Genomic DNA, 23,859 nt, shown 5'->3' on the forward strand with positions numbered 1-23,859 from the left:
GTCAACTCCCTGTACTCCGGTAGGAACGAAGCCCTGTCCGCCACGCCAGACCGGCCAGCGCACAGCACACCAACGCCACCAGCGGCGACGCGAAGGCCGCCCAGGGCGGCAGACCGACCGGGTACGGCCGCCCCAGCACGTAGGCGGCGGGCACCCAGTTGACGAAGGCGAGCGGCAGCATGAACGTCACCCCCCGCACCAGGTCCTTCCCGAACACGGTCGGCGGATACTGCAGCAGCGTGGTCCCGCCGTAGGTGAACGCGTTCTGCACCTCGGCCGCGTCCTGCGCGAAGATCTGGAAGGCCGCGCCCATCACGAAGACCGCCGAGAAGATCAACGCGCCGCTGACCACCATCACCGGCACCAGCAGCGCCTTCGGCACGCTCCAGTCGACGTCCACCGCGACCAGCGCCCAGGCGAGCACCAGCGTGCCCTGGGTGATCCGGCCCAGGCGGCGCAGCGCGAAGCGGTCCGCGCCGACCTGGGCGAGCACCGGCGCGGGACGCACCAGCAGCGTGTCGAACGAGCCGTCGCGCATCCGGGCGCCCAGGACGTCCATCGAGCCGAGCGCCAGGTCGGCGATGCCGAAGGCCGTCACCGACAGCCCGTAGAGGAAGGCGACCTCGGGCAGCGACCAGCCGCCCAGCGTGTCGACCTGCGAGAACATCAGCAGGATCCCCACGAAGTCCAGGCCGGTCATGGTGAGGTTGCCGAACAGCGTGACGACGAACGAGGTGCGGTAGGTCATGCTGGACCGCACCCACATCCCGGCGATCAGCCGGTAGGCCCGCAGCCCCTCGACCAGGACGCTCCGCTCAGCCACCCTGCACCACCACCCGCCGTGTCGCGGCCGACTGCAGCAGCCGTCCCGCCGCCAGCAGCGCCACCGCCCACGCCGCCTGGAAGGCGAACGCCCTGAGCGGGTCGGTCTCCCCCATCAGCACATCCGCCGGCATCTGGATCTGCGCCGCCCACGGCAGCACCCGCACCACCTCGCCGAGCGCGCCCGGGAACGCGTTCAGCGGCAGCACCATGCCCGAGAAGAAGACGCCCGTGACCATCAGGGCCTGGCTGACGCCCATGCCGTCCATCAGCCAGAACACACTCAGCGCCGCCAGATAGCGGATCGCGAAGCTGACGACCGTCGCCAGCAGGAGCGTGACCGCGAAGGCCGCCCACGGGGCGACCGACGTCGGCAGCGCCATGGGGAAGAAGACCGCGCCGAACGCGAACGGGATCACGCCCCGCCCCAGCATCTGGAACAGCGCCCGCCCCACGTCACCGGCCAGCCACCACAGCTGCAGATCGGCGGGCCGGTACAGGTCGACGGCGATCTCACCGGTGCGGATGCGCTCCATCAGCTCCTTCTCGGCACCGCCGCCCTGGATGGCGAGGGTCGCGTAGAGGCACTGCCCCAGCCACACATAGGTCACCGCCTGCGCCTGGTCGTACCCCCCGAGGTGCGGCTTCTCGTCCCACAGCGCCATGTACGTGTAGACGAGGATGACGCCGAAGACCGTGTTGGTGAACACCCCGGCCAGCGTGGCCGCCCGATACGTCGCGTAACGCCTGAAACCCCCCGCCGCGACGGTGGCGTACAACCGTCCCGAGCCCACATCCACAGCCCTCCTCGCCGCCCGGCACCGAAGCGCAGGAGCCTAGTGGGCCGGGGATCGGGCGTGCCACGGATTTCCCGCGCGGGACGTGACGTTCGGGTCGGCCCCGGCCCAGACGGTACGATCCAGTCCGTCCGCGTGGGCCGAGGCGCCCGTGGCCAGGGCGAGCGGAGTGGCGGCGGTGCCGGCCAGGGCGGAGCGTGCGAACAGTCGCGTCTTCGGCGTGTCCCCTTCGGGCGAATCTCGCGCATGCGAGATCGCCATTCGGACAGGCGTACAGGACAGCGCGGTTCCCTGCGCTCGCCCGTATGTCCGCCCGCGCGCCACCCGCCTCGCCACACGGCTCACGACACGACCCTCGGTCAGGGAACTGATCGCCGGATGGGACAGTCTTCATCACAGGGGCGCAAGAGCGAGCAGAGACGTACGGGAACGACGTACGACGCGAAACAGGAGTCCGTGCACGACATGAGTGACGAGCCTCAGCCGAAGCAGCCGAAACCGGGCTGGGCACCGAGAGAGCCGCAGTCGGACGGCACCCCCGGCACGCCACCGGCCAAGGCGGACGACGCCGCGGGCAAGCCACCGGCCCGGACGGACGGCGCGCCCGGAACGCCCACCGCCAAGGCGGACACCGACCCCGGCGAGCCGGCGGCCCAGGCGGACGCGGACCCCGGCAAACCTCCGGCAACGGCGGACACCGACCCCGGCACCGTACAGATGCGCAAGGTCACCGCCACGGACACGGACCGGACCGAGGCGGACACCGACCCCGGCACCGTACAGATGCGCAAGGTCACCGCCACGGACACGGACCGCACCCAGGCGGACACCGACCCCGGCACCGTACAGATGCGCAAGGTCACCGACCCGGGCACAGCACGGACTCAGGCGCTCGGTGCCCAGGGGGCGGCACGGACTCAGGCGCTCGGTGCCCAGGGGGCGGCACAGACGCAGGCGCTCGGTGCCCCGGAGGCAGCACAGACGCAGGCGCTCGGTGCCCCGGGCGCGGCGCAGGCGGAGCCGTCCGGGAAGCCGAAGCGGACGGGCTGGCGCCGGGTGATCCCGACCTGGCGCATGACGCTCGGCGCCTTCCTCGTCGCCGCCCTGCTCCTGGTCGGCGGCTTCTTCCTCGGCTACTCGCTGGTGCAGATCCCGCCGGCCAACGCGCTCGCCACCAAGCAGGCCAACGTCTACCTGTACGCCGACGGCTCCGTCATCGCCCGCGACGGCGAGGTCAACCGGGAGAACGTCACGCTCTCGCACGTGTCCAAGGACGCCCAGCACGCGATCCTGGCCGCCGAGGACCGTGACTTCTACACCGAGTCCGCCGTCGACCCCAAGGCCATGGTCCGCGCCGCCTGGAACACGGCCCTCGGCAAGGGCAAGCAGTCCGGCTCCACCATCACGCAGCAGTACGTCAAGAACTACTACCTGCGCCAGGAGCAGACCGTCACCCGCAAGGCCAAGGAGTTCTTCATCGCGATCAAGCTGGACCGCGAGGTGAGCAAGGACCACATCCTCGAGGGCTACCTCAACACCAGCTACTTCGGCCGCAACGCCTACGGCATCCAGGCCGCCGCACAGGCCTACTACGGCATGGACGCCACGGACCTCGACCCGGCCCGCGCCGCCTACCTCGCCGCGCTGGTCAACGCGCCCAGCCAGTTCGACGTCGTCGCGCACCCCGAGAACCGCAGGGCCGCCGAGTCCCGCTGGAACTACGTACTGGACGGCATGGTCAAGAAGGGCTGGCTCAGCCAGTCGGAGCGGACCGGCATGAAGTTCCCCGTGCCGAAGGAGTCCACCCTCTCCACCGGCATGTCCGGGCAGCGCGGCTACATCGTCCGGACCGTCAAGGACTACCTCACCGAGAACAACATCATCGACGAGGACAAGCTCGACGCCGGCGGCTACCGCATCACCACCACCCTGCAGAAGCCCAAGCAGGACGCCTTCGTGAAGGCGGTCAACGACAAGCTGATCTCCAAGCTGGACAAGAAGAACAACAAGGTCGACACCTACGTCCGCGCGGGCGGCGCCTCCGTCGACCCGAAGACCGGCAAGGTCGTCGCGATGTACAACGGCATCGACTACGTCAAGCAGTACACCCCGAACGCCACCCGCAGGGACTTCCAGGTCGGCTCCACCTTCAAGCCCTTCGTGTTCACCGCCGCCGTCGAGAACCAGTCACAGACCCAGGACGGCCGCGTGATCACCCCGTACACGATCTACGACGGGACCAACAAGCGCACCGTCGAGGGCTGGGCCGGCGACCCCTACGCCCCCGAGAACGAGGACCAGCACTCCTACGGCCCCATCACCGTCACCGAGGCCACCGACAGCTCCGTGAACTCGGTGTACGCGCAGATGGCCGCCGACGTCGGCCCGCAGAAGGTCAAGCAGACCGCCATCGACCTCGGCGTGCCCGAGAACACCCCCGACCTCGCCGACGGCCCCGCCATCGCGCTCGGCACGGCCACCGCCAGCGTCCTCGACATGGCCCAGGCCTACGCCACGCTCGCCAACCACGGCCGCCACGGCACCTACACCCTGGTCGAGAAGGTCACCAAGGAAGGCGCCCCGATCGACCTGCCCGAGCGGGAGACCCGGCAGGCCGTGAGCCGCGAGGCGGCCGACACCACCACCAACATGCTGCGGAGCGTCGTCGAGAACGGCACGGCCTCCGCCGCACAGGCCGCCGGCCGCCCCGTCGCCGGCAAGACCGGCACCGCCGAGGAGGACACGGCGGCCTGGTTCGCGGGCTACACCCCCGAACTCGCCACCGTCGTCTCCGTCATGGGCCAGGACCCGGTGACCGCCGCCCACAAGTCGCTCTACGGGGCGATGGGCCTGGACCGCGTCAACGGCGGCGGGCCGCCCGCCGAGATCTGGACCCAGTTCACCCAGGACGCCCTCAAGGACAAGCCGGTCACGGACTTCGACCTCAGGCTCCAGCCGGGCTCCGACGTCCCGCAGCCGCCGGTCGACGAGGCCCCGGCCGACCCGACGACCGAGGACACCCCCGACGACGACAGCACCACCAGCGACGGCGAGGACACCGGCACCGAGACGCCCGGCGAGATCCCCAGCACGCCCGCGGGACAGACCGAGGGCCAGACCGACGGCGGCACCACCGACGGCAGCACGGGAGGCGAGTCCCCGACCGGCGGCGGCACCGCGGACGGCGGAACCGGCGACGACGGCACCACCGAAGGCGGCACCGCCGACGGGGGCACGACGGAGGGCGGCGGCGACACGAGCGACGGTGGCGCGACCGGCGGCCCGACCGGCCCCGACTGGGGCTTCGCCCCGCAGGGCGCACGCCGCGAATGACCCGGTGACCGTGGCTCAGTGACCGCTGGTCGCCTTCAGCCCCACCACGGCGACCAGCAGCAGACACACGAAGAAGATCCGGGCGGCGGTGGCCGGCTCCCCCAGCACCACCATGCCGAACACCGCCGCCCCGGCCGCGCCGATCCCCACCCACACGCCGTAGGCGGTACCGATGGGCAGGGTCTGCGCGGCCCGGGACAGCAACAGCATGCTCGCGACGATCCCGGCGCCGGTGAGAACACTGGGCAGTGGGCGCGTGAAACCGTCGGTGTACTTCATACCGACGGACCAGCCGACCTCGAGCAGACCGGCGACGACGAGCAGGACCCAGGCCATGACGGGCACCTCCGGGAAACGGGCTGACGGTGGCGGTGCGTCGTCTTTGCCTTGATCCCGGTACGGCGCGTCTCGTCGGGTCCCTCCAAGCTAACAATGCGAACGGCGAAGGGGCCGGTGACGATCGTCACCGGCCCCTTCGCTCGCTGTCGGTCGTGCCCGGACGTGCCCCGGACGTGCCCGGCCTACAGGTACAGGCCTGTCGAGTCCTCCGAACCCTCGAACCGGTCCGCGGCCACGGCGTGCAGGTCACGCTCACGCATCAGCACGTACCCGACCCCGCGCACCTCGACCTCGGCACGGTCCTCCGGGTCGAACAGAACCCGGTCGCCCGGCTCCACCGTCCGGACGTTCTGCCCCACCGCGACGACCTCGGCCCAGGCCAGCCGACGACCGACGGCGGCCGTGGCGGGGATCAGGATGCCGCCGCCGGAACGCCGCTCGCCCTCGCTGGTGTCCTGCCGCACGAGTACGCGGTCGTGCAGCATCCGGATGGGCAGCTTGTCGGGATGGGTGCTGTGCTCGTTTCTCTTGGCGCTCACGCCCTGAAACCTACCTGTCTTCCCGGCGAACGTCGGCAGTCGGGTCAGCCCTTGCGCCGCCGCGTGCTGACGGCCAGCAGCCCGACCACACCCACGACGACCAGCGCGACGGGCACGACCCGCTCCAGCCGCGGCGCCCCGTCCTCGTCCACGAACCGCGCCCGCACGTCGGTGACGGCCCGGTTGGCCCCCACATACGCCCGCCCCAGGGTGTGATCGATATGGGACGCGACCCTGGCCTTGGCATCCCCGACGACGGTCTTCGGGTGCACCCGCACCCCGATCTCGTCAAGGGTCTCGGCCAGGGTCTCGCGGCGGCGCCTGATGTCCGCCTCGATCTGCGCCGGGGTCCTGGTGTCCGCCGTGTCCGCCACCGTGTCGCCTCCGAAGTCGGTGTGAAGCCTCTGCGGACAGTCTGTCAGCTCCACGGCTCATCGCACCGCCCCGACCCCCGGTTACCCTGGCCCGATGAGCGAGCGACTCCAGCCGGGGGACGTGGCCCCCGCCTTCACCCTGCCCGACGCCGACGGCACCGAGGTGTCCCTGTCGGACCACAAGGGCCGCAAGGTCATCGTGTACTTCTACCCGGCCGCCCTCACCCCCGGCTGCACCAAGCAGGCCTGCGACTTCACGGACAACCTGGAGCTGCTGGCGGGCGCGGGCTACGACGTCATCGGCATCTCCCCCGACAAGCCGGAGAAACTGGCCAAGTTCCGCGACAAGGAGTCCCTGAAGGTCACCCTCCTCGCCGACCCGGACAAGCAGGTCCTGGAGTCCTACGGCGCCTTCGGCGAGAAGAAGCTGTACGGCAAGACGGTCGTCGGCGTCATCCGCTCCACGATCGTCGTGGACGAGGACGGCAAGGTCGAACGGGCCCTGTACAACGTCAAGGCCACGGGCCACGTCGCCAAGATCATCAAGGATCTGGGGATCTGAGAACGCTGCCCGACCAGTAGCATGGCCGGGCAGCATCAGGCGGCCGTGGTGGAACTGGCAGTCACGCTGGGTTTAGGTCCCAGTGGGGTAACTCCCGTGAGGGTTCGAGTCCCTCCGGCCGCACCAGAACTCAGCCCAACAGCTCCCGCACCACCGGCACCAACGCCCGGAACGCCTTCCCCCGGTGGCTGATCGCGTTCTTCTCCTCGGGGGTCAGCTCCGCGCACGTGCGGGACTCCCCCTCCGGCTGGAGGATCGGGTCGTAGCCGAAGCCGCCCGAACCGGTCGGCTTGTGGCGCAGGACGCCCCTCAGCTGTCCCTCGACCACGCGTTCCGTGCCGTCCGGGAGGGCCAGGGCGGCCGCGCAGGCGAAGTGGGCGCCCCGGTGTTCGTCGGCGATGTCGGAGAGCTGGGCGAGGAGGAGGTCGAGGTTGGCCTTGTCGTCGCCGTGGCGGCCGGACCAGCGGGCGGAGAAGATGCCGGGGGCGCCGTTCAGGACGTCGACGCAGAGGCCGGAGTCGTCGGCGACGGCCGGGAGGCCCGTCGCCCGGGCCAGGGCGTGCGCCTTCAGCAGCGCGTTCTCGGCGAAGGTGACGCCGGTTTCCTTGACATCGGGGATGTCCGGGTAGGCGTCGGCGCCGACGAGTTCGTGGGGCAGGCCGGCTTCGGCGAGGATCGAGCGAAGTTCGGTGATCTTTCCGGCGTTGCGGGTGGCGAGGATCAGGCGGGTCATGGCCCCCAGTATGGCCGGGGCGCGCCCCGTCAGGGGCGCGGGGAACTGCGCGAGCGACCACGACGCACCCGCCCCCGGCCACCCGCGCTACCCGGCAGACGAGAAGCCCTGCCCGGCCGGCGCGGCGCTACGGCGTGCAGACCTTGGTCAGTTCGCCCGCCGCGTCCGTGACCGGGCTGATGTCGGGCGTCTCGTCGCCGTTCTTGATCGACGTGCGGACGTTGTCGACGGCCTTGTTGAGGTCGTCCACGGCCTTGTTGACGTCCGTGTTGTCGGTCTTGTCGCCGATCTCGGTGAGGTTCTTGTCGATGGTGTCGAGGGACTCGTCGAGCTGCGTCGGGTCGTTGGAGGCGCTTTCCACGGCCTGCTGGAGTTCCGTGACGCTGTCGGCGATGGCGTCGGCGGTCTGGACGCAGTCCAGTGCCTTGTCGACGGCGGCGCAGCCGGTGGTGAGTCCGGCGGTGAGCGCGACGGCCGCCAGGGTGGCGGCGGCGGCTGCGGTGCGGCGTCGGCGGCTCGCGGCCATGGAGTGGTCCCTCTCGTTCGGCGGGCCGGTCCGGGCCCGTGTGGCTGGCCGGGAGCACGGGGATGAGCCGTGCGCCCGTATTCCTTCAGACGCGAGGGTGCTCGGCGCGGTTGCCCGTGCCGAGCACCTGTTTTTTGTGCGCCCTTTACTTTTCGAGGACGGTGTCGAGCGCGGTGCGCTGGTGGGCGGCGAGTTCGGCGCAGCCGGTGACGGCGAGGTCGAGGAGGGCGTTGAGCTCGTCGCGGGCGAAGGGTTCGGCTTCGGCGGTGCCCTGGACCTCGACGAAGCGGCCGTCGCCGGTGCAGACGACGTTCATGTCGGTGTCGGCCTTGACGTCCTCCTCGTAGCAGAGGTCGAGGAGGGGGATGCCGCCGACGATGCCGACGGAGACGGCGGAGACGGTGCCGGTGAGGGGCTGGCGGCCGGCCTTGATGAGCTTCTTGCGCTGGGCCCAGGCGACGGCGTCGGCGAGGGCGACGTAGGCGCCGGTGATGGCGGCGGTGCGGGTGCCGCCGTCGGCCTGGAGGACGTCGCAGTCGAGGACGATGGTGTTCTCGCCGAGTGCCTTGTAGTCGATGACGGCGCGGAGGGAGCGGCCGATGAGGCGGCTGATCTCGTGGGTGCGGCCGCCGATGCGGCCCCTGACGGATTCGCGGTCGCCTCGGGTGTTGGTGGAGCGGGGCAGCATGGAGTATTCGGCGGTGACCCAGCCTTCGCCGCTGCCCTTGCGCCAGCGGGGGACGCCTTCGGTGACGGAGGCGGTGCAGAAGACCTTGGTGTCGCCGAAGGAGACGAGGACGGAGCCTTCGGCGTGCTTGCTCCAGCCGCGTTCGATGGTGATGGGGCGGAGCTGCTGGGGGGTGCGGCCGTCGATTCGAGACATGGCGCTGAGCCTATCCGTACCCGCGGAAGGGGCCCCTCCCGCGGTGGGGAGGGGTCCGTTCAGGGTGTGAAGCCGGGGATGATGCCCGCTCTTCAGAGCATGTCTTCGATGTCCGCGGCGATGGGGTCGGCGTCGGTGCCGATGACGACCTGGATGGCGGTGCCCATTTTGACGACGCCGTGGGCGCCGGCGGCCTTCAGGGCGGCCTCGTCGACCTTGGCGGGGTCCACGACCTCGGTCCGCAGGCGGGTGATGCAGCCTTCGACCTCTTCGATGTTGTCGATGCCGCCGAGCCCGGCAACGATCTTCTCAGCCTTGGTGGCCATGTTCGTTCTCCCTGATCCGAACCGCTGTGTCGCAGTAGCCGTTTCCGACTGGTCTACACCACGGATCCACCTCTCGACAAAGCATCGAGGTCTGATCGTCGGTGTGGGTGGAATTGGCGGGTTCCACTCGTTCGGCCTACCGTGCTACAACTGGTCTACACCACTCCCCGGTGGAGGTCGCGCGGTGGAGACCGCGTTCCCCTTTCTTTTGAGACGCCGCCGCTCCCCGTCGCATTCTTCCCGGGCGGCGCCGTGCCCCCTGGAGGAAGCCCATGTCCACAGCCACTGACGCGCCCGCGAGCCCTAAGAAGGGGTCTGCGGTGATGGCGATCCTGCAGCGTATCGGCCGCAGCCTCATGCTGCCCGTCGCCGTGCTGCCGGCCGCCGCCCTGCTGGTCCGCCTCGGCAACACCGACATGCTGGGGCGGGAGTCGTTCCCGGGGTTCATCACCAAGATCGCGAGCTTTATGACCGCGGGCGGCAACGCGCTGCTCGACAACATGCCGCTGCTGTTCGCCGTGGGCATCGCGATCGGCTTCGCGAAGAAGTCGGACGGCTCGACCGCGCTCGCCGCCGTCGCCGGCTACCTGGTCTTCAAGAACGTGCTGGCCACGTTCACCGATCCGACCCTGCCCAAGGTGGCGGCTGCCGTCGACGGCAAGGCCGTCATGGTGGAGGCTCCCGCGGACGCCAAGGTGCTGGGCGGTGTCGTCATGGGCATCGTGGTGGCTCTGCTCTACCAGCGCTTCTACCGCACGAAGCTGCCCGACTGGGCGGGCTTCTTCGGCGGGCGGCGGCTGGTGCCGATCCTGTCCGCCTTCGCGGGCCTGGTCATCGGCGTCGTCTTCGGTTACATCTGGCCGGTCCTCGGCACGGCCCTGCACAACTTCGGCGAGTGGCTGGTCGGCTCCGGGGCGGTCGGCGCGGGCATCTTCGGTGTCGCCAACCGTGCACTGATCCCGGTGGGCATGCACCACCTGCTGAACTCCTTCCCCTGGCTGCAGGCCGGCTCCTACGAGGGGAAGAGCGGCGACATCGCGCGCTTCCTGGCCGGTGACCCCACCGCGGGGCAGTTCATGACCGGCTTCTTCCCGATCATGATGTTCGCCCTTCCCGCCGCGTGCCTCGCGATCGTGCACTGCGCCCGTCCCGAGCGGCGCAAGGTCGTCGGCGGCATGATGTTCTCGCTCGCCCTGACCTCCTTCGTCACCGGTGTCACCGAGCCGATCGAGTTCACCTTCATGTTCATCGCTCCGGTGCTGTACGCGCTGCACGCGGTGCTCACCGGTGTCTCCATGGCGCTGACCTGGGCCCTCGGCATGAAGGACGGGTTCGGTTTCTCCGCCGGGGCGATCGACTTCCTGCTGAACCTGGGCATCGCGACCAACCCGTGGGGCCTGGCCCTGGTCGGTCTGTGCTTCGCGGCGGTCTACTACGTGGTCTTCCGCTTCGCGATCACCAGGTTCAACCTGCCGACACCGGGCCGCGAGTCCGACGAGGAACTCGCCGAGCTGCAGAAGGCGGAGGCGAAGTAGCCCGTACGCGGTGAAGCAGCCCTTACACGGTGAAGGCCCCGGAACCTCTCCTCGGGTTCCGGGGCCTTGGCGCGCGTAGATGTTCAGATGTCGTACGTCTGCCTGGGTGCGGCCAGGTCCACCGGACCGTCGTAGACCGCGCGGGCGTCGGTCAGGTTGGCCTGGGGGTCCGTCCACGGCGGGATGTGGGTGAGGACCAGGCGGCGGGCACCGGCCCGGGCGGCGGTCTCGCCCGCCTCGCGGCCGTTGAGGTGCAGGTCGGGAATGTTCTCCTTGCCGTGCGTGAACGCCGCCTCGCACAGGAACAGGTCGGCGTCCCGGGCGAGTTCGTCGAGGGCGGGACTCACGCCGGTGTCGCCGGAGTACGTCAGGACCTTGCCGTCGTGCTCGATGCGGATGCCGTACGCCTCCACGGGGTGGGCCACCCGCTCGGTGTGCACCGTGAAGGGGCCGATCTCGAAGGTGGACGGCTTGACCGTGTGGAAGTCGAAGACCTCGCTCATGGAGGAGGCGGTGGGAGTGTCCGCGTAGGCGGTGGTCAGCCGGTGCTCGGTGCCTTCGGGGCCGAAGACGGGGAGCGGGTCGCAGCGGCCGCCGTCGTGGCGGTAGTAGCGCGCGACGAAGTACGCGCACATGTCGATGCAGTGGTCGGCGTGCAGGTGGCTGAGGAAGATCGCGTCGAGGTCGTAGAGACCGCAGTGGCGCTGCAGCTCGCCCAGGGCACCGTTGCCCATGTCGAGAAGCAGCCGGAAGCCGTCGGCCTCGACGAGGTAGCTCGAGCAGGCCGATTCCGCGGACGGGAACGACCCCGAGCAGCCGACGACGGTGAGCTTCATGAAGCAGAAACCTCCGCTGGCGGGAATGTCTTTGAGGGGCGTCGGGGGTCGTGCGGTTCGTCGAGCGTAAGGCGCAAAACCTCCGGTAGCTCCTCCGCCAAGGCCTGTTGTGGGCGAACTCACCTGTGGTGTCACCGGTTCGGGCGGCAGGGCCGGGTGTGATCCTTGCGAGGAGGGGCGCGCGGGAGGCGTGGCGCCGGTAACGTCTCAGTATGGACACGTCCTGGTGGCTGGCGCTTGCCGCGGTGGTATTGCTCGCGCTCGTCGCCACGCTCGTCGACGGCTGGGGGCGGCGGTCGCCGGTGCGGCGCTCCCCCGCGGGGGCACCGGCCGCCGTGCTCGCGGGCCGGCCGCAGCCCGCGGAGATCTGGTGGGCGGAGGTCCCTTACGAGGGCGAGGCCGGCGCCAGGGACCGGCCGTGTCTGGTGCTGTCGGTGCGTGGGGAGCGGGCGACCGTCGCCAGGATCACCACCCGGTTCCGGCACGAGCGCCCTGGAGTGATTCCGCTGCCCCCGGGTTCGGTCGGTGACGCCCGGGGCCGTGCGAGTTTCCTGGAGACGGACGAGCTGCGCGAGGTCCCCGTGTGGGGCTTCCGGCGGCGGGTCGGGGTGGTGGATCCGGCGTTGTGGAACCAGGTGCGGTATCTGGCGGGGTGAGAACCGAAAGGGCTGGGGTCACGCCCCCAGCCCTTTCTCTGTGCGTGCTCGCCGTCGGCTACGCCCAGAGCTGGCCCTGGAGCGTCTCGATGGCCTCCTCCGTCGTGGCCGCCGTGTAGACGCCCGTCGAGAGGTACTTCCAGCCGCCGTCGGCGACGACGAAGACGATGTCGGCCGGCTCGCCGGCCTTGACGGCCTTCTTGCCCACGCCGATCGCGGCGTGCAGCGCCGCGCCCGTGGAGACGCCGGCGAAGATGCCCTCCTGCTGGAGCAGCTCGCGGGTGCGGGTGACCGCGTCCGCGGAGCCGACCGAGAAGCGGCTGGTGAGGACGGATGCGTCGTACAGCTCGGGCACGAAGCCCTCGTCGAGGTTGCGCAGGCCGTAGACCAGGTCGTCGTAGCGCGGTTCGGCGGCGACGATCTGGACGTCCGGCTTGTGCTCGCGCAGGTAGCGGCCGACGCCCATGAGCGTGCCCGTGGTGCCGAGGCCGGCCACGAAGTGGGTGACGGACGGCAGGTCGGCGAGGATCTCGGGGCCGGTGGTCGCGTAGTGGGCGCCCGCGTTGTCCGGGTTGCCGTACTGGTACAGCATCACCCAGTCCGGGTGCTCGGCCGAGAGTTCCTTGGCGACGCGTACGGCGGTGTTGGAGCCGCCGGCGGCCGGGGAGGAGATGATCTCCGCTCCCCACATGCCCAGCAGGTCCCGGCGTTCCTGCGAGGTGTTCTCCGGCATCACGCACACGATGCGGTAGCCCTTGAGCTTGGCTGCCATGGCGAGGGAGATGCCGGTGTTGCCCGACGTCGGCTCCAGGATGGTGCAGCCCGGGGTCAGGCGGCCGTCCTTCTCCGCCTGCTCGATCATGTGCAGGGCGGGGCGGTCCTTGACCGACCCCGTCGGGTTGCGGTCCTCCAGCTTCGCCCAGATGCGGACGTCGGCGGACGGCGACAGCCGCGGCAGGCGCACCAGGGGGGTGTTGCCGACCGCGGCCAGGGGTGAGTCGTAACGCATGAGTGATCAGACCATGCCGCCGGCCACGGCCGGCAGGATCGTGACGTTGTCGCCGTCCGACAGCTTGGTGTTGATGCCGTCGAGGAAGCGCACGTCCTCGTCGTTCAGGTACACGTTGACGAAGCGGCGGAGCTGGTCGCCGTCGACGATGCGGGCCTGGATGCCGGGGTGCCGCGTCTCGAGGTCGTTGAAGAGTTCGGCGAGGGTGTCGCCCTTGCCCTCCACCGCCTTCTGACCGTCGGTGTAGGTGCGGAGGATGGTCGGGATGCGGACCTCGATGGCCATGGCTTCAGGGCTCCTGTCGGGAGTAGTCAGTCGGGGCGCGCGGCAGCGCAGGAACAGCGGGGTGGTGCCTGTGTGCAACGCCGCGGCTCACGGCCGTACGGCGGCAGGGGTCGCGTCAACAGATGGCGCTGGCGAGCCTGCACAGGTCGACGTGCAGCCGCGCCACGAGCATCTCGCCCGGCGTCTTGTCGCTCACGTCGTGGAAAACCATGGGGTCATCGTATCGATTCCCGGTCCGGGTTCTGGAATGTGATCCCACATCGCGGACGGTTTCAGGTCGGGGAGTGAGACCGCGCTGCTCAGACAGGCTCAGTACCGACTCGGTGTCGCCTCAGTACGCCTCGACGACGGTGACTTCTTCCTCCGTGACCTCGCCCTCCACGATCCGGAACGAGCGGAACTGGAACTCTCCGGCCCCGTCGGTGTCGGCGGTGGAGACGAGGACGTAGTGCGCGCCCGGCTCGTTGGCGTAGGAGATGTCGGTGCGGGAGGGGTAGGCCTCGGTGGCCGTGTGGGAGTGGTAGATGACCACCGGCTCCTCGTCGCGGTCGTCCATCTCGCGGTAGAGCTTGAGCAGGTCGCCGGAGTCGAATTCGTAGAACGTGGGCGACATGGCCGCGTTCAGCATGGGGATGAAGCGCTCGGGGCGGTCCGAGCCCGCCGGGCCTGCGATGACGCCGCACGCCTCGTCGGGGTGGTCCTTGCGGGCGTGGGCGACGATCTGGTCGACGAGGGCCTGGGTGATGGTCAGCATGCTCGTCAGGATAAGCAGATGGGCCGTTCCGTACCGATGGCTGGTACGGAACGGCCCATATGCCGGACGCCCTGAGCGGCAGCCGCGGGGAGTGCCACGAGTAGTCCCTGCGGCTGGGCGTCCTGGCCGGTTGGTCAGCCGACCTTCTCGAGGTCCGGGTCGCGGCGCTCGGCGATCTGCGGGTTGCGGCTCTTGAGGACCGCCCAGCCGACGGCCAGGGCGACGGCCCAGCCGGCCGCGACGTACAGGCAGATCCGCGCGTCCTTGTCGTACGCGATCATGCAGGTCACGCCGACGAGGAAGAGGAGCGCGACCCAGCTGAAGAGCGCACCGCCGGGGGCGGGGAAGGACGAGGCACGCAGCCGGCCGGCGTCGACGGCGGCGCGGTAGCGGATGTGGCTGACGAGGATCATCATCCAGGTCCAGATGCCGGCCGCGGTGGCGACGGAGGTGACGTAGAGGAACGCCTTCTCCGGGACGACGTAGTTCAGGACGACGCCGATGCCCATGAGTGCCACGGAGACCGTGATGCCGACGGCGGGCGTCTTGCGGGCGTTGAGCTTGCCGAAGGCCTGCGGGGCCTCGCTGTTGGAGGCGAGGTCGCGCAGCATCCGTCCGGTGGAGTACATGCCCGAGTTGCAGGACGACAGGGCCGCGGTGAGCACCACGAAGTTGACGATGCCCGCGGCGAGCGGGATGCCGATCTTGCCGAACGCGTGGACGAAGGGGCTCTCGCCGGCGGAGAACTCGGTCCACTTGACGACGGAGAGGATCACCAGCAGGGCGCCGACGTAGAAGACGATGATGCGCCAGGGCAGGGTGTTGATGGCCTTGGGCAGGGTCTTCTCGGGGTTCTCGGACTCGCCCGCGGTGACGCCGACGAGCTCGACGGCGAGGTAGGCGAACATGACGCCCTGGAGCGTCATCAGGCTGGAGCCGATGCCGTTCGGGAAGAAGCCGTCGTGCGCCCAGAGGTTGGAGACGGCGGCGGTGTCACCGGCGTCGGAGAAGCCGAGGGTGAGCACGCCGAGGCCGATGACGATCATGCCGATGATGGCCGTGACCTTGATCATCGAGAACCAGAACTCGACCTCGCCGAAGATCTTGACGGAGATCAGGTTCACGCCGAAGAGCACCACCAGGAACACCAGGGCGCTGACCCACTGCGGGATCTCGGGGAACCAGAAGTGGATGTAGATGGCGGCGGCCGTGAGCTCGGCCATGCCGGTGACGACCCACATGAGCCAGTACGTCCAGCCCGTGACGAACCCGAAGAACGGGCCGAGGAACTCACGGGCGTACTCGGCGAAGGAGCCGGAGACGGGCCGGTAGAGGAGCAGTTCGCCCAGGGCCCTCATGATGAAGAAGATGACGACGCCCGCGAGGGCGTACATGAGGATGATGCTGGGGCCGGCCTTGGCGATGTTCGCCCCGGCACCCATGAAGAGGCCGACGCCGATGGCGCCGCCGATCGCGATCATCTGGACCTGGCGGCTGCCGAGTCCGCGCTCGTACCCCTCTTCAGGGACGTTTTCCGTGTCGACCTGCGCAGAGGTCATGTGTGGTGCGCCTTTCTCCATGCCGACCCGGACCTGTTGTCGGCCTCGGATCGGGTCTCGATCCCCCCGGATGATGGAGTCGAGCGGGCCTCGCGGGCCCGCTCCTGCCTGTCCGACGATCCGCCGGACACATGGCGCACCCGGCCGAACATTCGGGTGGTGTTCGCCGGGCGGTCGTGAAGATTTATCACGGCCGCAAGACTGATCACATGGCTGATATGTGACGCACCGCACAGGGAGATTTGGACAAAGCGCACCCGAAAGGCCCATAGATGGCGGGCGCGGTGACGCGATCGTTATCCGGATTTGAGTGTCCTCTGAGCGAACACCGATCGATCACCCGGGGGTCACACAACCTGCACGGGTCAGGGCATAAGGGTTTCGACCAGCGTCTCCTGGAGTCCGCCCAGCCACAGGTAGGCCATCACCATCGGCTTGCGCGGGTCCTCGTCCGGGAGGCGGTACAGGAGGTCGGTGTCGTCCTCGGCGGTGATCTCCAGCCGGGAGCCGATCGCGAGCCGCAGGTCGTTCAGGGCGCCGAGCCACTGCTGGGACTCCGCCACCGACAGCTTGAGCACCGCGCCGCCCTCGCCGGCCGAGGCCGAGGCGAGCGCGTCGAGGGAACGGATCACCGCGAGGGCGTTGTCCCGCTTGCCGGCCCGCAGGTCGTTCTCGGTGTAACGGCGGAACTCGGCCGAGTACGCGCGCCGCTCCTCCTCGCCCCGGGACGTGGCGGACTGCTCCGGGTCGCTGTAGGCGTCCGGGAAGAGCCGCTTGAGCACCGGGTCGGAGGGCGGCTCGCTGGGGCCCTCCGCGAACAGCTCGGCGAGCGGGTCGTCGGTGGCGTCCTCGGCGGGGCCGGGCCCGATGAGTTCCAGGAGCTGGACGGCCAGCGACCGGATGATGGAGATCTCGACGTCGTCGAGGGCGACGGCCGCGCCGCCGCCGGGAAGCGGTTCGAAGGTTCCGGGCATGTACGTCTTTTCGCTGCTGGGCGGGCTGCTGGCTACTGGCTACTTGCGGTCCTGCTGGAGGGTGGCCCACAGGCCGTAGCCGTGCATGGCCTGCACGTCGCGCTCCATCTCCTCGCGGCTGCCGCTGGAGACGACCGCCCGCCCCTTGTGGTGGACGTCGAGCATGAGCTTGGTGGCCTTGTCCTTGGAGTAGCCGAAGTACGTCTGGAAGACGTACGTCACGTAGCTCATGAGGTTGACCGGGTCGTTGTGGACGATGGTGACCCAGGGGAGGTCCGGCTCGGGTACGGCGAAGACCTCCTCCGCCGACTCGGTGCGTTCGATCTCCAGGGGTGCGGGTGACGTCACAGTGCCCATGCTGCCACCCGAGGGGGGTAGTCGCACAAACAGGCCTGGCCGTAAGGCGATCGCGTCCCCCGGGACTGCAATCGTCAGATTGACGAAATGGGGGTAGCATCCCGCTCATGAACACAGCGGACCTTGGGCTGCCGGTGGATGTTCCGTCGACGGCGCTCTTCACGGACCAGTACGAGCTGACCATGCTGCAGGGCGCCCTGAAGGCGGGCACCGCCGAGCGGCGGAGCGTGTTCGAGGTCTTCACCCGGCGGCTGCCGAACGGGCGGCGCTACGGCGTCGTGGCGGGCACTGGGCGGGTGCTGGACGCGGTGGAGAACTTCCGGTTCGACCCGGGCGTGCTCAGCTTCCTGCGCGAGCGGGAGATCGTCGACGAGGAGACCCTGGAGTGGCTGGCCGGTTACCGGTTCAGCGGGGACGTCTGGGGCTATCCCGAGGGCGAGGTGTACTTCCCGGGCTCGCCGATCATGCGGGTGGAGGGCACGTTCGCCGAGTGCGTGCTGCTGGAGACCGTGATCCTGTCGATCCTCAACCACGACTCGGCGATCGCCGCGGCCGCCTCGCGCATGTCGGCGGCGGCGGGTGACCGGCCGCTGATCGAGATGGGCGCGCGGCGCACCCACGAGCTGGCGGCGGTGGCCGCGTCCCGGGCCGCGTACGTCGGCGGTTTCGCGACCACCTCCGACCTGGCCGCCGGGTTCCGGTACGGGATTCCCACCGTCGGCACCTCGGCCCACGCCTTCACCCTGCTGCACGACAGCGAGCGGGACGCCTTCCGGGCCCAGGTGAACACGCTCGGTCGGGGCACCACGCTGCTGGTGGACACGTACGACGTCGCCGAGGCGGTTCGCACGGCCGTCGAGGTCGCGGGGACCGAGCTGGGCGCGGTGCGGATCGACTCCGGTGACCTGCTGCTGGTGGCGCACCGGGTGCGGCAGCAGCTGGACGAGCTGGGCGCGACCGACACGAAGATCGTCGTGACCTCGGACCTGGACGAGTACGCGATCGCCTCGCTGGCGGCGGCGCCGGTGGACGCGTACGGCGTCGGCACCCAGCTGGTGACCGGATCCGGGCATCCGACGTCCTCGATGGTCTACAAGCTGGTCGCGCGAGCCGAGTCGCCCGGGGCGAACGCGCCGCTGGTGCCGGTGGCGAAGCGGTCCACGGGGGGCAAGACGTCCGTGGGCGGGCGCAAGTGGGCCGCGCGGCGGCTGGACGCCCACGGGGTGGCCGAGGCCGAGGTGGTGGGCACCGGGCCGGTGCCGGGTGAGCTGGCGGACCGGCAGTTGCTGGTGGAGCTGGTCAAGGGCGGTGAGGTGGTCGCACGTGAGCCGCTGGACGCGGCGCGCGAACGGCACGCGGCCGCTCGCGCGGGGCTCCCGATGTCGGCCACGCAGCTCTCGCGCGGTGAGCCCGTTCTTCCGACGGAGTACCTGGACGGCCCCTCGGGTAGCTAACTGCGGTGTGCCGTGACGCGCCGACCCGTGCCCCCTCCCGACCCCGCAACCAAGGCAATAGGCTCGGAAGTTCACCGGCCGGGCTTGCCGACCTCAGAGCCGAAGGACACCGACCATGCGCCGCGCCTTGATCGTCGTTGACGTGCAGAACGACTTCTGTGAGGGGGGCAGCCTCGCGGTGTCCGGCGGTGCCGATGTGGCCGCCGCCATCACCGAGCTGATCGGACAGGCCGCCGGGTCCGGCTACCAGCACGTCGTGGCCTCGCGCGACCACCACATCGCCCCCGGCGGCCACTTCTCCACCAACCCCGACTACGTCCGCTCCTGGCCCGCGCACTGCGTCGCCGGCACGGAGGGCGTCGGCTTCCACCCGAACTTCGCCCCGGCCGTCGCCTCCGGCGCGATCGACGCCGTGTTCGACAAGGGAGCGTACGAGGCGGCGTACAGCGGTTTCGAAGGCACCGACGAGAACGGGACGAAACTGGCCGACTGGCTCCGGTCCCGCGAGGTCACCGAGGTCGACGTCGTCGGCATCGCCACGGACCACTGCGTGCGCGCCACGGCCCTGGACGCCGTGCAGGAGGGCTTCCGCACGCAGGTCCTCCTTGACCTCACGGCGGGTGTGTCCCAGCACACCACGGAGCGGGCGATCGAGAAACTGCGGGAGGCGGGCGTGGAGCTCTCCGGGAAGCCGGTCGTGCAGTAGGGCGGAGGCGGCGGGGCAGAGCTGCCGGAGAGCGGGCGCCGCCGGTCCGGCCGGGCGCGCGTCCGACCGCCGGGGACGGCGGGGCAGGGCTGCCGGAGAGCCCCTGGTCGAGGAGGCGCTGGGTGGCGCCCTGCCGCCGAGGTGCGCCGTGGCGGTCGGAACGGCCGGACACCGACAGCGCGACGTGTTCCGCGTGCCGGCCGAACCCGGCCGCGCACCGGATCAGGTCTGAGTCGTCGGGCGCCTCAGGAGGGACCTGATCGGGCGCCACAGCTCCGTGGTGAGGTCCGGGGACAGGACACCGTTGTCAGGCGCCGTGCGCCATATCAGGCCGTCGGGGTGGTGCAGGACGGCGGTGACCTCGTCGGGGGACGGCGGGGCGGTGTTGCCTCGCAGGTAGACCGATCGCAGGCCCAGGTTGCGCAGCCTGGTCAGGGCGCGTGCCCGGTTCTGGGCGTGTACGAGGACCCGGACGCCGCCCGGCCCGTCGGCGGCGGGGCTGGGCAGGTTCAGTGCCACCACCACCGTGCCGTTCGGCAGCTTGCAGAAACCTCCTGCGGCCATGTGGTCATACCCCCGTGTCGGTCGGTGTGTCGGTCGGTGTCAATAAGCGAGCCACAGGACGCACCTAAACACGGATCGGCGGTGACCCGCCAGGGGGTCACCGCCGATCACGCTCTGACCTGCAAGGATGCGGATTACCTACCCGCGGGGCCGACCTCCAGCTCGATCGTCGAGCCGTCCTTGGCCTCCTTGAGGATCTTGATCTTCGTGTTGGTGTCAGTGATCTTGACGCCCGCCCTCGGGTTCGACTCGTCGTAGTAGTCGTTCGTCCGGTCGTTGAAGACCGAGACGCCCTTCGAGCCCGGGATGTACTTCGCCACGTCCGCCTTGTGCAGCGTCATGCCGTCCGTGCGGTACTTGCTGAACGGCGCGTCGTAGCTCTGGATGCGGTTGCGCATCAGCGTGCCGTCGGCCCACTTGAGTGCGGTCGGGTGCGAGTCGATCGGCAGGACCAGGCCGGTGCCCTCGTGCTCGCTGGTGTTGTTGTCCGCCTGGGAGGTGTCCCACTTCCAGATCAGCAGGCCGTTCTGGTACGCGTAGTGCTCGACCCAGTCCGGGCGCTCGGTGAAGCCGAAGTTGTACGGGCCGGTCTTCAGCGTCTTGTCGTACGACACGTACTGCCGGTTCTCGGCGATGTAGTACTGCGCGTAGTCCTTGGTGAAGGACGCGCCCATACGGGAGAAGCCGTTCGCCGTCCAGGCCGCGTCCGCGGACTCGGCGTCGTCGGAGAAGACGGTGGTGCCGTCGGCGGTCACGGCGATCCGGTCGGCCACGAAGCCCTTCATCGCCAGGCCGCCGTCGGTCTGGTAGCGGAAGCGCAGGTCGAACTTCTTGCCCGCGTAGGCGTCCAGGGAGTACGCCAGCTTCTTGTAGCCGTCGACCGTGCCGCTCAGGGCCGGCTTGTCGCTGCCGTCACGCGGGATCGGCTTGCCGTCCACGGTGCCGTCGAGCGCGGTCCAGTTGGCGCCGCCGTCGGTCGAGGCCTCGGCGTAGAGGTGGTCGTAGTTGGCCTCGATCTCGTACCAGCCGTCGAGGGTCAGCGACGCCGACTTCTTCCCGGTCAGGTCGACGGAACGGGTCAGCGTGTTCTTCAGGTTGTTGCCGCTGCCGCTCCACCACTGGGTGGCGCCCTGGGCCGGGGTGACGAGCTCGGTGGTGACGGCCTTCTTCGGCAGCTCCACCACGAGGGCCTGCTTGTGCTTGGTGTTGTACGCAGCGAGGCCCAGCTTGTGCCAGGAGTTCACGCCGGCCTTGGCCTTGTCGTAGTTCAGCCAGCCGAGCTGCATCTTGTCCCAGGCGGTCATGTCGCCGGGCAGGTCACCGATCTCGTTCTTGCCCTTGCCGAGCCAGGAGCCGGAGGACATCAGGGTCCAGAACCCGGTGGAGTTCTCGCCGCCGGCGGTGTCGTAGTGGTCCGGCAGGCCGAGGTCGTGGCCGTACTCGTGGGCGTACACGCCGAGTCCGCCGTTCTCCGGCTGGACGGTGTAGTCGCCGACCCAGATGCCGGTGTCGCCGATCTTCGCGCCGCCGAGCTTGTTGTCCGCGGGGCCGGTGGCGCCGGCGTCGGTGCCGAAGGCGTACCAGCGGTGGGCCCAGATCGCGTCCTCGCCCTGGGCGCCGCCGCCCGCCGACTCGTCCTCACCGGCGTGCACGACCTGGAAGTGGTCGATGTAGCCGTCGGACTCGTTGAAGTCGCCGTCGCCGTCGAAGTCGTAGCGGTCCCACTGGTCGTACTGCTTGACGTCCGCCTTGATCTGGGCGTCGGTCTTCCCGGCTGCCTTCTGCTGGGCGACCCACGCGTTCAGACCGTCCTTGACGACGTTCCACACGCTCGGGCAGTTCTTGTCACCACAGGCGTTGTTGCCGTAACGCGCCTCGTTGTAGGGGACCTTGACCCAGTCCGAGACCTTGCCCTCGACCGAGTAGCGGCCCGAGGACTGCTTCTCGTAGTACGTCTTGACCGAGTCGACGCCCTTGCCGGTGCCGAAGTAGAGGTCCTGGAAGTACTTCTGGTCGTAGTCCGCGCGCCAGGCCGTGGAGTTGTCCTTCTTGCGGTCCGGCTTGGGTATCTGGTTGTGCAGCGGGCCGGGCGTGCCGCCGAACTCGCTGATCCGGTCGCCGAACTCGACCAGGATGGTGAAGATCTTGTCGGTCTTCTCCCGGCCGAGTTCGACGTACTTGCTGTCGCCCTTCTTGCTCTTGAGCTGGACGACCTTCGAACCCTCGCGGTTCTTGACCTTGGTCTTGCCGGATATGACCTGCTTCAGGGCCTCTTCGCGCTGGGCCTCCTGGGTCCTGCTCAGCGGACCTTCGAGATTGTGCTCGTCCTGGTGACGATCCGCCGGGTCGTGCCGGTCCACGGTGGTGGGCCTGGGGGCGGAGGTGTTGTCGTCGGCCTGCGCCACACCGTACGCCGAGACGGTCGCGGTGGCCGCCGCGAGCGCCACACCGATGGCGGCCGCCCTGAACGTCCAGGGTCTACTGGTCACTTGAGTTCCTCCCCCGCGTTCGCGCGCGCGGAGGGAAGGGTCCTGGTCAGGTGAGGTTCCGCGCGCGCGTGATCAACGCGTGTAGTCAAGTGACGACATTTGACTAGAGGTTCAGCAGAAAAGACAGACCTTGACTTGCACAAGTGAAGTGCACTATGCGGAGCGCGCGTTCGTTTTGCGGACGGCCAACGGGATGCCCACCCGGCAGTGGGCGCGTGCATATGTCCACTACGTGGACGCCATGACTCCGTGCGCCCCCTGTGCTCCGGCCGTGTCGGTTAGGTCACGCTTACCGCTCGTTCCCGTCGGGCAGCCTGCCCGTGAGAATGTCGTGTGGCGGAACGCCGAAAGCCGGCGGAAAGCCAGGCTGACACCCCCGTGGACCCCCACTTCCGAGGACATGATGGCCATGCCCCGTCCGACCGCCGCACAGCTCGCCTACGGTGCGTGCACCGTGATCCTGTCGACCCTCGCCATGCTGCTGCTGTCACAGACGAGTTCGGGCGTGGGCATCGCGATGATCGCCGTCGCGGCGCTCGCCCTCGGGCTGCTGGTCGCCATGACGGTACCGCTGTCCGGGCAGCGCCGGGCCGCGGCGGCGCAGCCCACGCCCGCGGAGCCCGTACGCGCCGCGGTCGCCGCGCCGGCCCCCGAGCCGGTGCGCGAGCGGGTCATCTCCTGACCGCCCGCTGATCTCCCTTTCCCGTCGGCTGATGCTCTGACGTGCCTCAATCGGTGCTGACCACGACCGTCTTGGCCGCCTTGTCGTGCAGGCCCTGTTTGTAGGGCCGGTCGAAGAAGCTCCAGCCACCCGAGATCGCGGTCCAGACGCAGGCGCAGCAGAAGGCGAACGGGAGCCACAGCACCGCCGCGCGCAGCAGTGCGTTCTGCACGGAGGGCGTCGCCCCGTTGTCCAGGTTGGCCACGCGCATGTGCAGCAGCTTCTTGCCGAGGGTCTGGCCGGTCCTGGCGGTCAGGATGGTGTCGTAGGCGATGTAGAGGACCGCGGCGACCACCGACTGCCAGAGGGAATCGCCGACCTCGACGCGGTCGGTGTCCACGTCGTACTCGCTGACACCGGATCCCCAGGTGATCAGCCAGACGACGACACCCACCAGGATCATGTCGAGGATGCGGGCGAGTGTGCGCTTGCCGCTGTCGGCGAGCGGGGGCATGCCGGCGAGGGGGTCGGTGGGGTAGGAGTCCCCGCCGTACGGGGAACCGCCGTAGGGGCCGCCCCCCTGGGCGCCGCCGCCTTGGCCGCCACCGCCTTGGCCGCCGCCCTGGTACGGCGGGGGTTCGTCGCCGTGGGGCGAGGCCGTGCCCTCGCCGGGCGGCTCGTTCGAGGGCCGCTTCCTGAACGGGTCGTCTTCCGGGGGCTGCTGACCGGAGCCGGGGGGCGGTTCACTGCTCATGGCCCGAGTCGACCGCGAACGCCCCGGCTCCG

General features: G+C 69.7%; 28 protein-coding genes, 1 tRNA gene and 1 riboswitch. Of the genes, 8 read left to right on the forward strand and 21 right to left on the reverse strand.

All coding sequences use genetic code 11. The features are described 5' to 3' along the window. Position 1: 1 nt before the first annotated feature. The 3 genes from IE97_RS0119185 to IE97_RS0119195 are packed head-to-tail and all read right to left on the reverse strand — an operon-like array spanning position 2 to position 1,880. Positions 2-823, reverse strand: a complete 822-nt coding sequence (locus IE97_RS0119185; protein ID WP_030241628.1) for an ABC transporter permease — start codon at positions 821-823, stop codon at positions 2-4. After that, a complete protein-coding gene (locus IE97_RS0119190) occupies positions 816-1,616 on the reverse strand; it encodes an ABC transporter permease (protein ID WP_030241644.1) in 801 nt (266 codons plus the stop codon). The genes IE97_RS0119185 and IE97_RS0119190 overlap by 8 nt, the downstream gene beginning before the upstream one ends. A 42-nt stretch (positions 1,617-1,658) precedes the next feature. Continuing rightward, complete coding sequence (locus IE97_RS0119195; RefSeq protein WP_030241646.1) at positions 1,659-1,880, reverse strand: hypothetical protein; 222 nt, start codon at positions 1,878-1,880, stop codon at positions 1,659-1,661. Positions 1,881-2,084: 204 nt separating this feature from the next. Between IE97_RS0119195 and IE97_RS0119200 the strand changes: the two genes are divergently transcribed. After that, positions 2,085-4,952, forward strand: coding sequence for a transglycosylase domain-containing protein (locus IE97_RS0119200; protein ID WP_420706110.1), 2,868 nt, complete (start codon positions 2,085-2,087; stop codon positions 4,950-4,952). A 15-nt stretch (positions 4,953-4,967) separates the two neighbouring features. Here IE97_RS0119200 and IE97_RS0119205 read toward each other — a convergent pair whose 3' ends face one another. The 3 genes from IE97_RS0119205 to IE97_RS0119215 all read right to left on the reverse strand — a co-directional run bounded on the left by IE97_RS0119205 (position 4,968) and on the right by IE97_RS0119215 (position 6,204). After that, positions 4,968-5,288 (reverse strand): DMT family transporter, encoded by a 321-nt coding sequence (locus IE97_RS0119205; RefSeq protein ID WP_030241654.1) that lies wholly within the window; start codon positions 5,286-5,288, stop codon positions 4,968-4,970. A gap of 34 nt (positions 5,289-5,322) precedes the next feature. Beyond that, positions 5,323-5,383, reverse strand: a riboswitch (guanidine-III (ykkC-III) riboswitch). A gap of 90 nt (positions 5,384-5,473) precedes the next feature. Next, positions 5,474-5,830 (reverse strand): GroES family chaperonin, encoded by a 357-nt coding sequence (locus IE97_RS0119210; RefSeq protein ID WP_030241656.1) that lies wholly within the window; start codon positions 5,828-5,830, stop codon positions 5,474-5,476. A gap of 44 nt (positions 5,831-5,874) precedes the next feature. Next, the gene (locus IE97_RS0119215; protein ID WP_030241658.1) at positions 5,875-6,204 is read right to left on the reverse strand and encodes a DUF3618 domain-containing protein; all 330 of its coding nucleotides are present in this window, start codon (positions 6,202-6,204) and stop codon (positions 5,875-5,877) included. A gap of 94 nt (positions 6,205-6,298) precedes the next feature. Here IE97_RS0119215 and bcp point away from each other — a divergent pair, with 94 nt between their 5' ends. Continuing rightward, positions 6,299-6,766: a thioredoxin-dependent thiol peroxidase gene (gene bcp / locus IE97_RS0119220; RefSeq protein WP_030241661.1), complete on the forward strand. Its 468-nt coding sequence runs from the start codon at positions 6,299-6,301 to the stop codon at positions 6,764-6,766. 39 nt (positions 6,767-6,805) lie between these two features. Beyond that, positions 6,806-6,892, forward strand: a tRNA-Leu gene (locus IE97_RS0119225). A 4-nt stretch (positions 6,893-6,896) separates the two neighbouring features. Here the strand turns inward: IE97_RS0119225 and rdgB are convergent. From rdgB to IE97_RS0119245, 4 genes are all read right to left on the reverse strand, one after another. Continuing rightward, positions 6,897-7,499, reverse strand: coding sequence for an RdgB/HAM1 family non-canonical purine NTP pyrophosphatase (rdgB, locus tag IE97_RS0119230; protein ID WP_030241663.1), 603 nt, complete (start codon positions 7,497-7,499; stop codon positions 6,897-6,899). A gap of 127 nt (positions 7,500-7,626) precedes the next feature. Further along, positions 7,627-8,025 carry a hypothetical protein gene (locus IE97_RS0119235; RefSeq protein ID WP_030241665.1) on the reverse strand — a complete coding sequence of 133 codons (399 nt, stop codon included), beginning with the start codon at positions 8,023-8,025 and terminating at the stop codon, positions 7,627-7,629. Positions 8,026-8,170: 145 nt separating this feature from the next. Beyond that, entirely contained in the window at positions 8,171-8,908 is a 738-nt protein-coding gene (rph, locus tag IE97_RS0119240; RefSeq protein ID WP_030241668.1) for a ribonuclease PH, read from the reverse strand. 92 nt (positions 8,909-9,000) lie between these two features. Further along, the gene (locus IE97_RS0119245; protein WP_030241682.1) at positions 9,001-9,234 is read right to left on the reverse strand and encodes a glucose PTS transporter subunit EIIB; all 234 of its coding nucleotides are present in this window, start codon (positions 9,232-9,234) and stop codon (positions 9,001-9,003) included. Between the two features lie 272 nt (positions 9,235-9,506). Between IE97_RS0119245 and IE97_RS0119250 the strand changes: the two genes are divergently transcribed. Further along, the gene (locus tag IE97_RS0119250; protein WP_030241685.1) at positions 9,507-10,769 is read left to right on the forward strand and encodes a PTS transporter subunit EIIC; all 1,263 of its coding nucleotides are present in this window, start codon (positions 9,507-9,509) and stop codon (positions 10,767-10,769) included. Between the two features lie 83 nt (positions 10,770-10,852). On the opposite strand, the gene IE97_RS0119255 is transcribed toward IE97_RS0119250, so the two are convergent. Continuing rightward, positions 10,853-11,605 carry an MBL fold metallo-hydrolase gene (locus tag IE97_RS0119255; RefSeq protein ID WP_030241688.1) on the reverse strand — a complete coding sequence of 251 codons (753 nt, stop codon included), beginning with the start codon at positions 11,603-11,605 and terminating at the stop codon, positions 10,853-10,855. A 212-nt stretch (positions 11,606-11,817) separates the two neighbouring features. On the opposite strand from IE97_RS0119255, the gene IE97_RS0119260 reads away from it, so the two are divergent. Beyond that, the gene (locus IE97_RS0119260; protein WP_030241691.1) at positions 11,818-12,261 is read left to right on the forward strand and encodes a type II toxin-antitoxin system PemK/MazF family toxin; all 444 of its coding nucleotides are present in this window, start codon (positions 11,818-11,820) and stop codon (positions 12,259-12,261) included. Positions 12,262-12,319: 58 nt separating this feature from the next. Here the strand turns inward: IE97_RS0119260 and IE97_RS0119265 are convergent, their stop codons facing one another. The 7 genes from IE97_RS0119265 to clpS form a co-directional block, all read right to left on the reverse strand. Beyond that, positions 12,320-13,270, reverse strand: coding sequence for a PLP-dependent cysteine synthase family protein (locus IE97_RS0119265; RefSeq protein WP_030241694.1), 951 nt, complete (start codon positions 13,268-13,270; stop codon positions 12,320-12,322). Between the two features lie 6 nt (positions 13,271-13,276). Continuing rightward, complete coding sequence (locus tag IE97_RS0119270) at positions 13,277-13,555, reverse strand: MoaD/ThiS family protein (protein ID WP_030241696.1); 279 nt, start codon at positions 13,553-13,555, stop codon at positions 13,277-13,279. 115 nt (positions 13,556-13,670) lie between these two features. Further along, positions 13,671-13,766: a putative leader peptide gene (locus IE97_RS43620; protein ID WP_324605807.1), complete on the reverse strand. Its 96-nt coding sequence runs from the start codon at positions 13,764-13,766 to the stop codon at positions 13,671-13,673. 120 nt (positions 13,767-13,886) lie between these two features. Further along, on the reverse strand, positions 13,887-14,309 hold the full coding sequence (locus IE97_RS0119280; RefSeq protein ID WP_030241699.1) for a Mov34/MPN/PAD-1 family protein: 423 nt from the start codon (positions 14,307-14,309) through the stop codon (positions 13,887-13,889). Between the two features lie 134 nt (positions 14,310-14,443). Next, positions 14,444-15,868, reverse strand: a complete 1,425-nt coding sequence (locus tag IE97_RS0119285) for an amino acid permease (protein ID WP_030241702.1) — start codon at positions 15,866-15,868, stop codon at positions 14,444-14,446. A gap of 365 nt (positions 15,869-16,233) precedes the next feature. After that, positions 16,234-16,842, reverse strand: coding sequence for a DUF2017 domain-containing protein (locus IE97_RS0119290; protein ID WP_030241706.1), 609 nt, complete (start codon positions 16,840-16,842; stop codon positions 16,234-16,236). 39 nt (positions 16,843-16,881) lie between these two features. Further along, positions 16,882-17,199 carry an ATP-dependent Clp protease adapter ClpS gene (gene clpS, locus IE97_RS0119295; protein ID WP_030241710.1) on the reverse strand — a complete coding sequence of 106 codons (318 nt, stop codon included), beginning with the start codon at positions 17,197-17,199 and terminating at the stop codon, positions 16,882-16,884. A gap of 107 nt (positions 17,200-17,306) precedes the next feature. Here clpS and IE97_RS0119300 point away from each other — a divergent pair, with 107 nt between their 5' ends. Further along, a complete protein-coding gene (locus IE97_RS0119300; RefSeq protein WP_030241714.1) occupies positions 17,307-18,653 on the forward strand; it encodes a nicotinate phosphoribosyltransferase in 1,347 nt (448 codons plus the stop codon). A gap of 115 nt (positions 18,654-18,768) precedes the next feature. Next, complete coding sequence (locus IE97_RS0119305; protein ID WP_030241717.1) at positions 18,769-19,359, forward strand: nicotinamidase; 591 nt, start codon at positions 18,769-18,771, stop codon at positions 19,357-19,359. 222 nt (positions 19,360-19,581) lie between these two features. Here IE97_RS0119305 and IE97_RS0119310 read toward each other — a convergent pair whose 3' ends face one another. Both IE97_RS0119310 and IE97_RS0119315 read right to left on the reverse strand, forming a co-directional pair. After that, a complete protein-coding gene (locus tag IE97_RS0119310) occupies positions 19,582-19,923 on the reverse strand; it encodes a hypothetical protein (protein WP_030241720.1) in 342 nt (113 codons plus the stop codon). Between the two features lie 134 nt (positions 19,924-20,057). Further along, positions 20,058-22,412 carry an immune inhibitor A domain-containing protein gene (locus IE97_RS0119315; RefSeq protein ID WP_030241723.1) on the reverse strand — a complete coding sequence of 785 codons (2,355 nt, stop codon included), beginning with the start codon at positions 22,410-22,412 and terminating at the stop codon, positions 20,058-20,060. Between the two features lie 403 nt (positions 22,413-22,815). Between IE97_RS0119315 and IE97_RS0119320 the strand changes: the two genes are divergently transcribed. Then, complete coding sequence (locus IE97_RS0119320) at positions 22,816-23,094, forward strand: hypothetical protein (RefSeq protein WP_030241726.1); 279 nt, start codon at positions 22,816-22,818, stop codon at positions 23,092-23,094. A gap of 46 nt (positions 23,095-23,140) precedes the next feature. Here the strand turns inward: IE97_RS0119320 and IE97_RS0119325 are convergent, their stop codons facing one another. Continuing rightward, a complete protein-coding gene (locus IE97_RS0119325; RefSeq protein WP_030241729.1) occupies positions 23,141-23,827 on the reverse strand; it encodes an RDD family protein in 687 nt (228 codons plus the stop codon). Positions 23,828-23,859: the final 32 nt, after the last annotated feature.

Origin of the sequence: Streptomyces sp. NRRL S-455 (assembly GCF_000717875.1) — a bacterium.
Classification (GTDB): domain Bacteria; phylum Actinomycetota; class Actinomycetes; order Streptomycetales; family Streptomycetaceae; genus Streptomyces.

Bases quoted from the DNA above. Each gene is read 5' to 3' on its own strand.
- IE97_RS0119195 (WP_030241646.1), bottom strand. From the start codon at position 1,880: ATGGCGATCTCGCATGCGCGAGATTCGCCCGAAGGGGACACGCCGAAG.
- IE97_RS0119200 (WP_420706110.1), top strand. From the start codon at position 2,085: ATGAGTGACGAGCCTCAGCCGAAGCAGCCGAAACCGGGCTGGGCACCG.
- IE97_RS0119205 (WP_030241654.1), bottom strand. From the start codon at position 5,288: ATGGCCTGGGTCCTGCTCGTCGTCGCCGGTCTGCTCGAGGTCGGCTGG.
- bcp (WP_030241661.1), top strand. From the start codon at position 6,299: ATGAGCGAGCGACTCCAGCCGGGGGACGTGGCCCCCGCCTTCACCCTG.
- rdgB (WP_030241663.1), bottom strand. From the start codon at position 7,499: ATGACCCGCCTGATCCTCGCCACCCGCAACGCCGGAAAGATCACCGAA.
- IE97_RS0119235 (WP_030241665.1), bottom strand. From the start codon at position 8,025: ATGGCCGCGAGCCGCCGACGCCGCACCGCAGCCGCCGCCGCCACCCTG.
- rph (WP_030241668.1), bottom strand. From the start codon at position 8,908: ATGTCTCGAATCGACGGCCGCACCCCCCAGCAGCTCCGCCCCATCACC.
- IE97_RS0119245 (WP_030241682.1), bottom strand. From the start codon at position 9,234: ATGGCCACCAAGGCTGAGAAGATCGTTGCCGGGCTCGGCGGCATCGAC.
- IE97_RS0119250 (WP_030241685.1), top strand. From the start codon at position 9,507: ATGTCCACAGCCACTGACGCGCCCGCGAGCCCTAAGAAGGGGTCTGCG.
- IE97_RS0119255 (WP_030241688.1), bottom strand. From the start codon at position 11,605: ATGAAGCTCACCGTCGTCGGCTGCTCGGGGTCGTTCCCGTCCGCGGAA.
- IE97_RS0119260 (WP_030241691.1), top strand. From the start codon at position 11,818: ATGGACACGTCCTGGTGGCTGGCGCTTGCCGCGGTGGTATTGCTCGCG.
- IE97_RS0119265 (WP_030241694.1), bottom strand. From the start codon at position 13,270: ATGCGTTACGACTCACCCCTGGCCGCGGTCGGCAACACCCCCCTGGTG.
- IE97_RS0119270 (WP_030241696.1), bottom strand. From the start codon at position 13,555: ATGGCCATCGAGGTCCGCATCCCGACCATCCTCCGCACCTACACCGAC.
- IE97_RS43620 (WP_324605807.1), bottom strand. From the start codon at position 13,766: ATGGTTTTCCACGACGTGAGCGACAAGACGCCGGGCGAGATGCTCGTG.
- IE97_RS0119280 (WP_030241699.1), bottom strand. From the start codon at position 14,309: ATGCTGACCATCACCCAGGCCCTCGTCGACCAGATCGTCGCCCACGCC.
- IE97_RS0119285 (WP_030241702.1), bottom strand. From the start codon at position 15,868: ATGACCTCTGCGCAGGTCGACACGGAAAACGTCCCTGAAGAGGGGTAC.
- IE97_RS0119290 (WP_030241706.1), bottom strand. From the start codon at position 16,842: ATGCCCGGAACCTTCGAACCGCTTCCCGGCGGCGGCGCGGCCGTCGCC.
- clpS (WP_030241710.1), bottom strand. From the start codon at position 17,199: ATGGGCACTGTGACGTCACCCGCACCCCTGGAGATCGAACGCACCGAG.
- IE97_RS0119300 (WP_030241714.1), top strand. From the start codon at position 17,307: ATGAACACAGCGGACCTTGGGCTGCCGGTGGATGTTCCGTCGACGGCG.
- IE97_RS0119305 (WP_030241717.1), top strand. From the start codon at position 18,769: ATGCGCCGCGCCTTGATCGTCGTTGACGTGCAGAACGACTTCTGTGAG.
- IE97_RS0119310 (WP_030241720.1), bottom strand. From the start codon at position 19,923: ATGGCCGCAGGAGGTTTCTGCAAGCTGCCGAACGGCACGGTGGTGGTG.
- IE97_RS0119320 (WP_030241726.1), top strand. From the start codon at position 22,816: ATGGCCATGCCCCGTCCGACCGCCGCACAGCTCGCCTACGGTGCGTGC.
- IE97_RS0119325 (WP_030241729.1), bottom strand. From the start codon at position 23,827: ATGAGCAGTGAACCGCCCCCCGGCTCCGGTCAGCAGCCCCCGGAAGAC.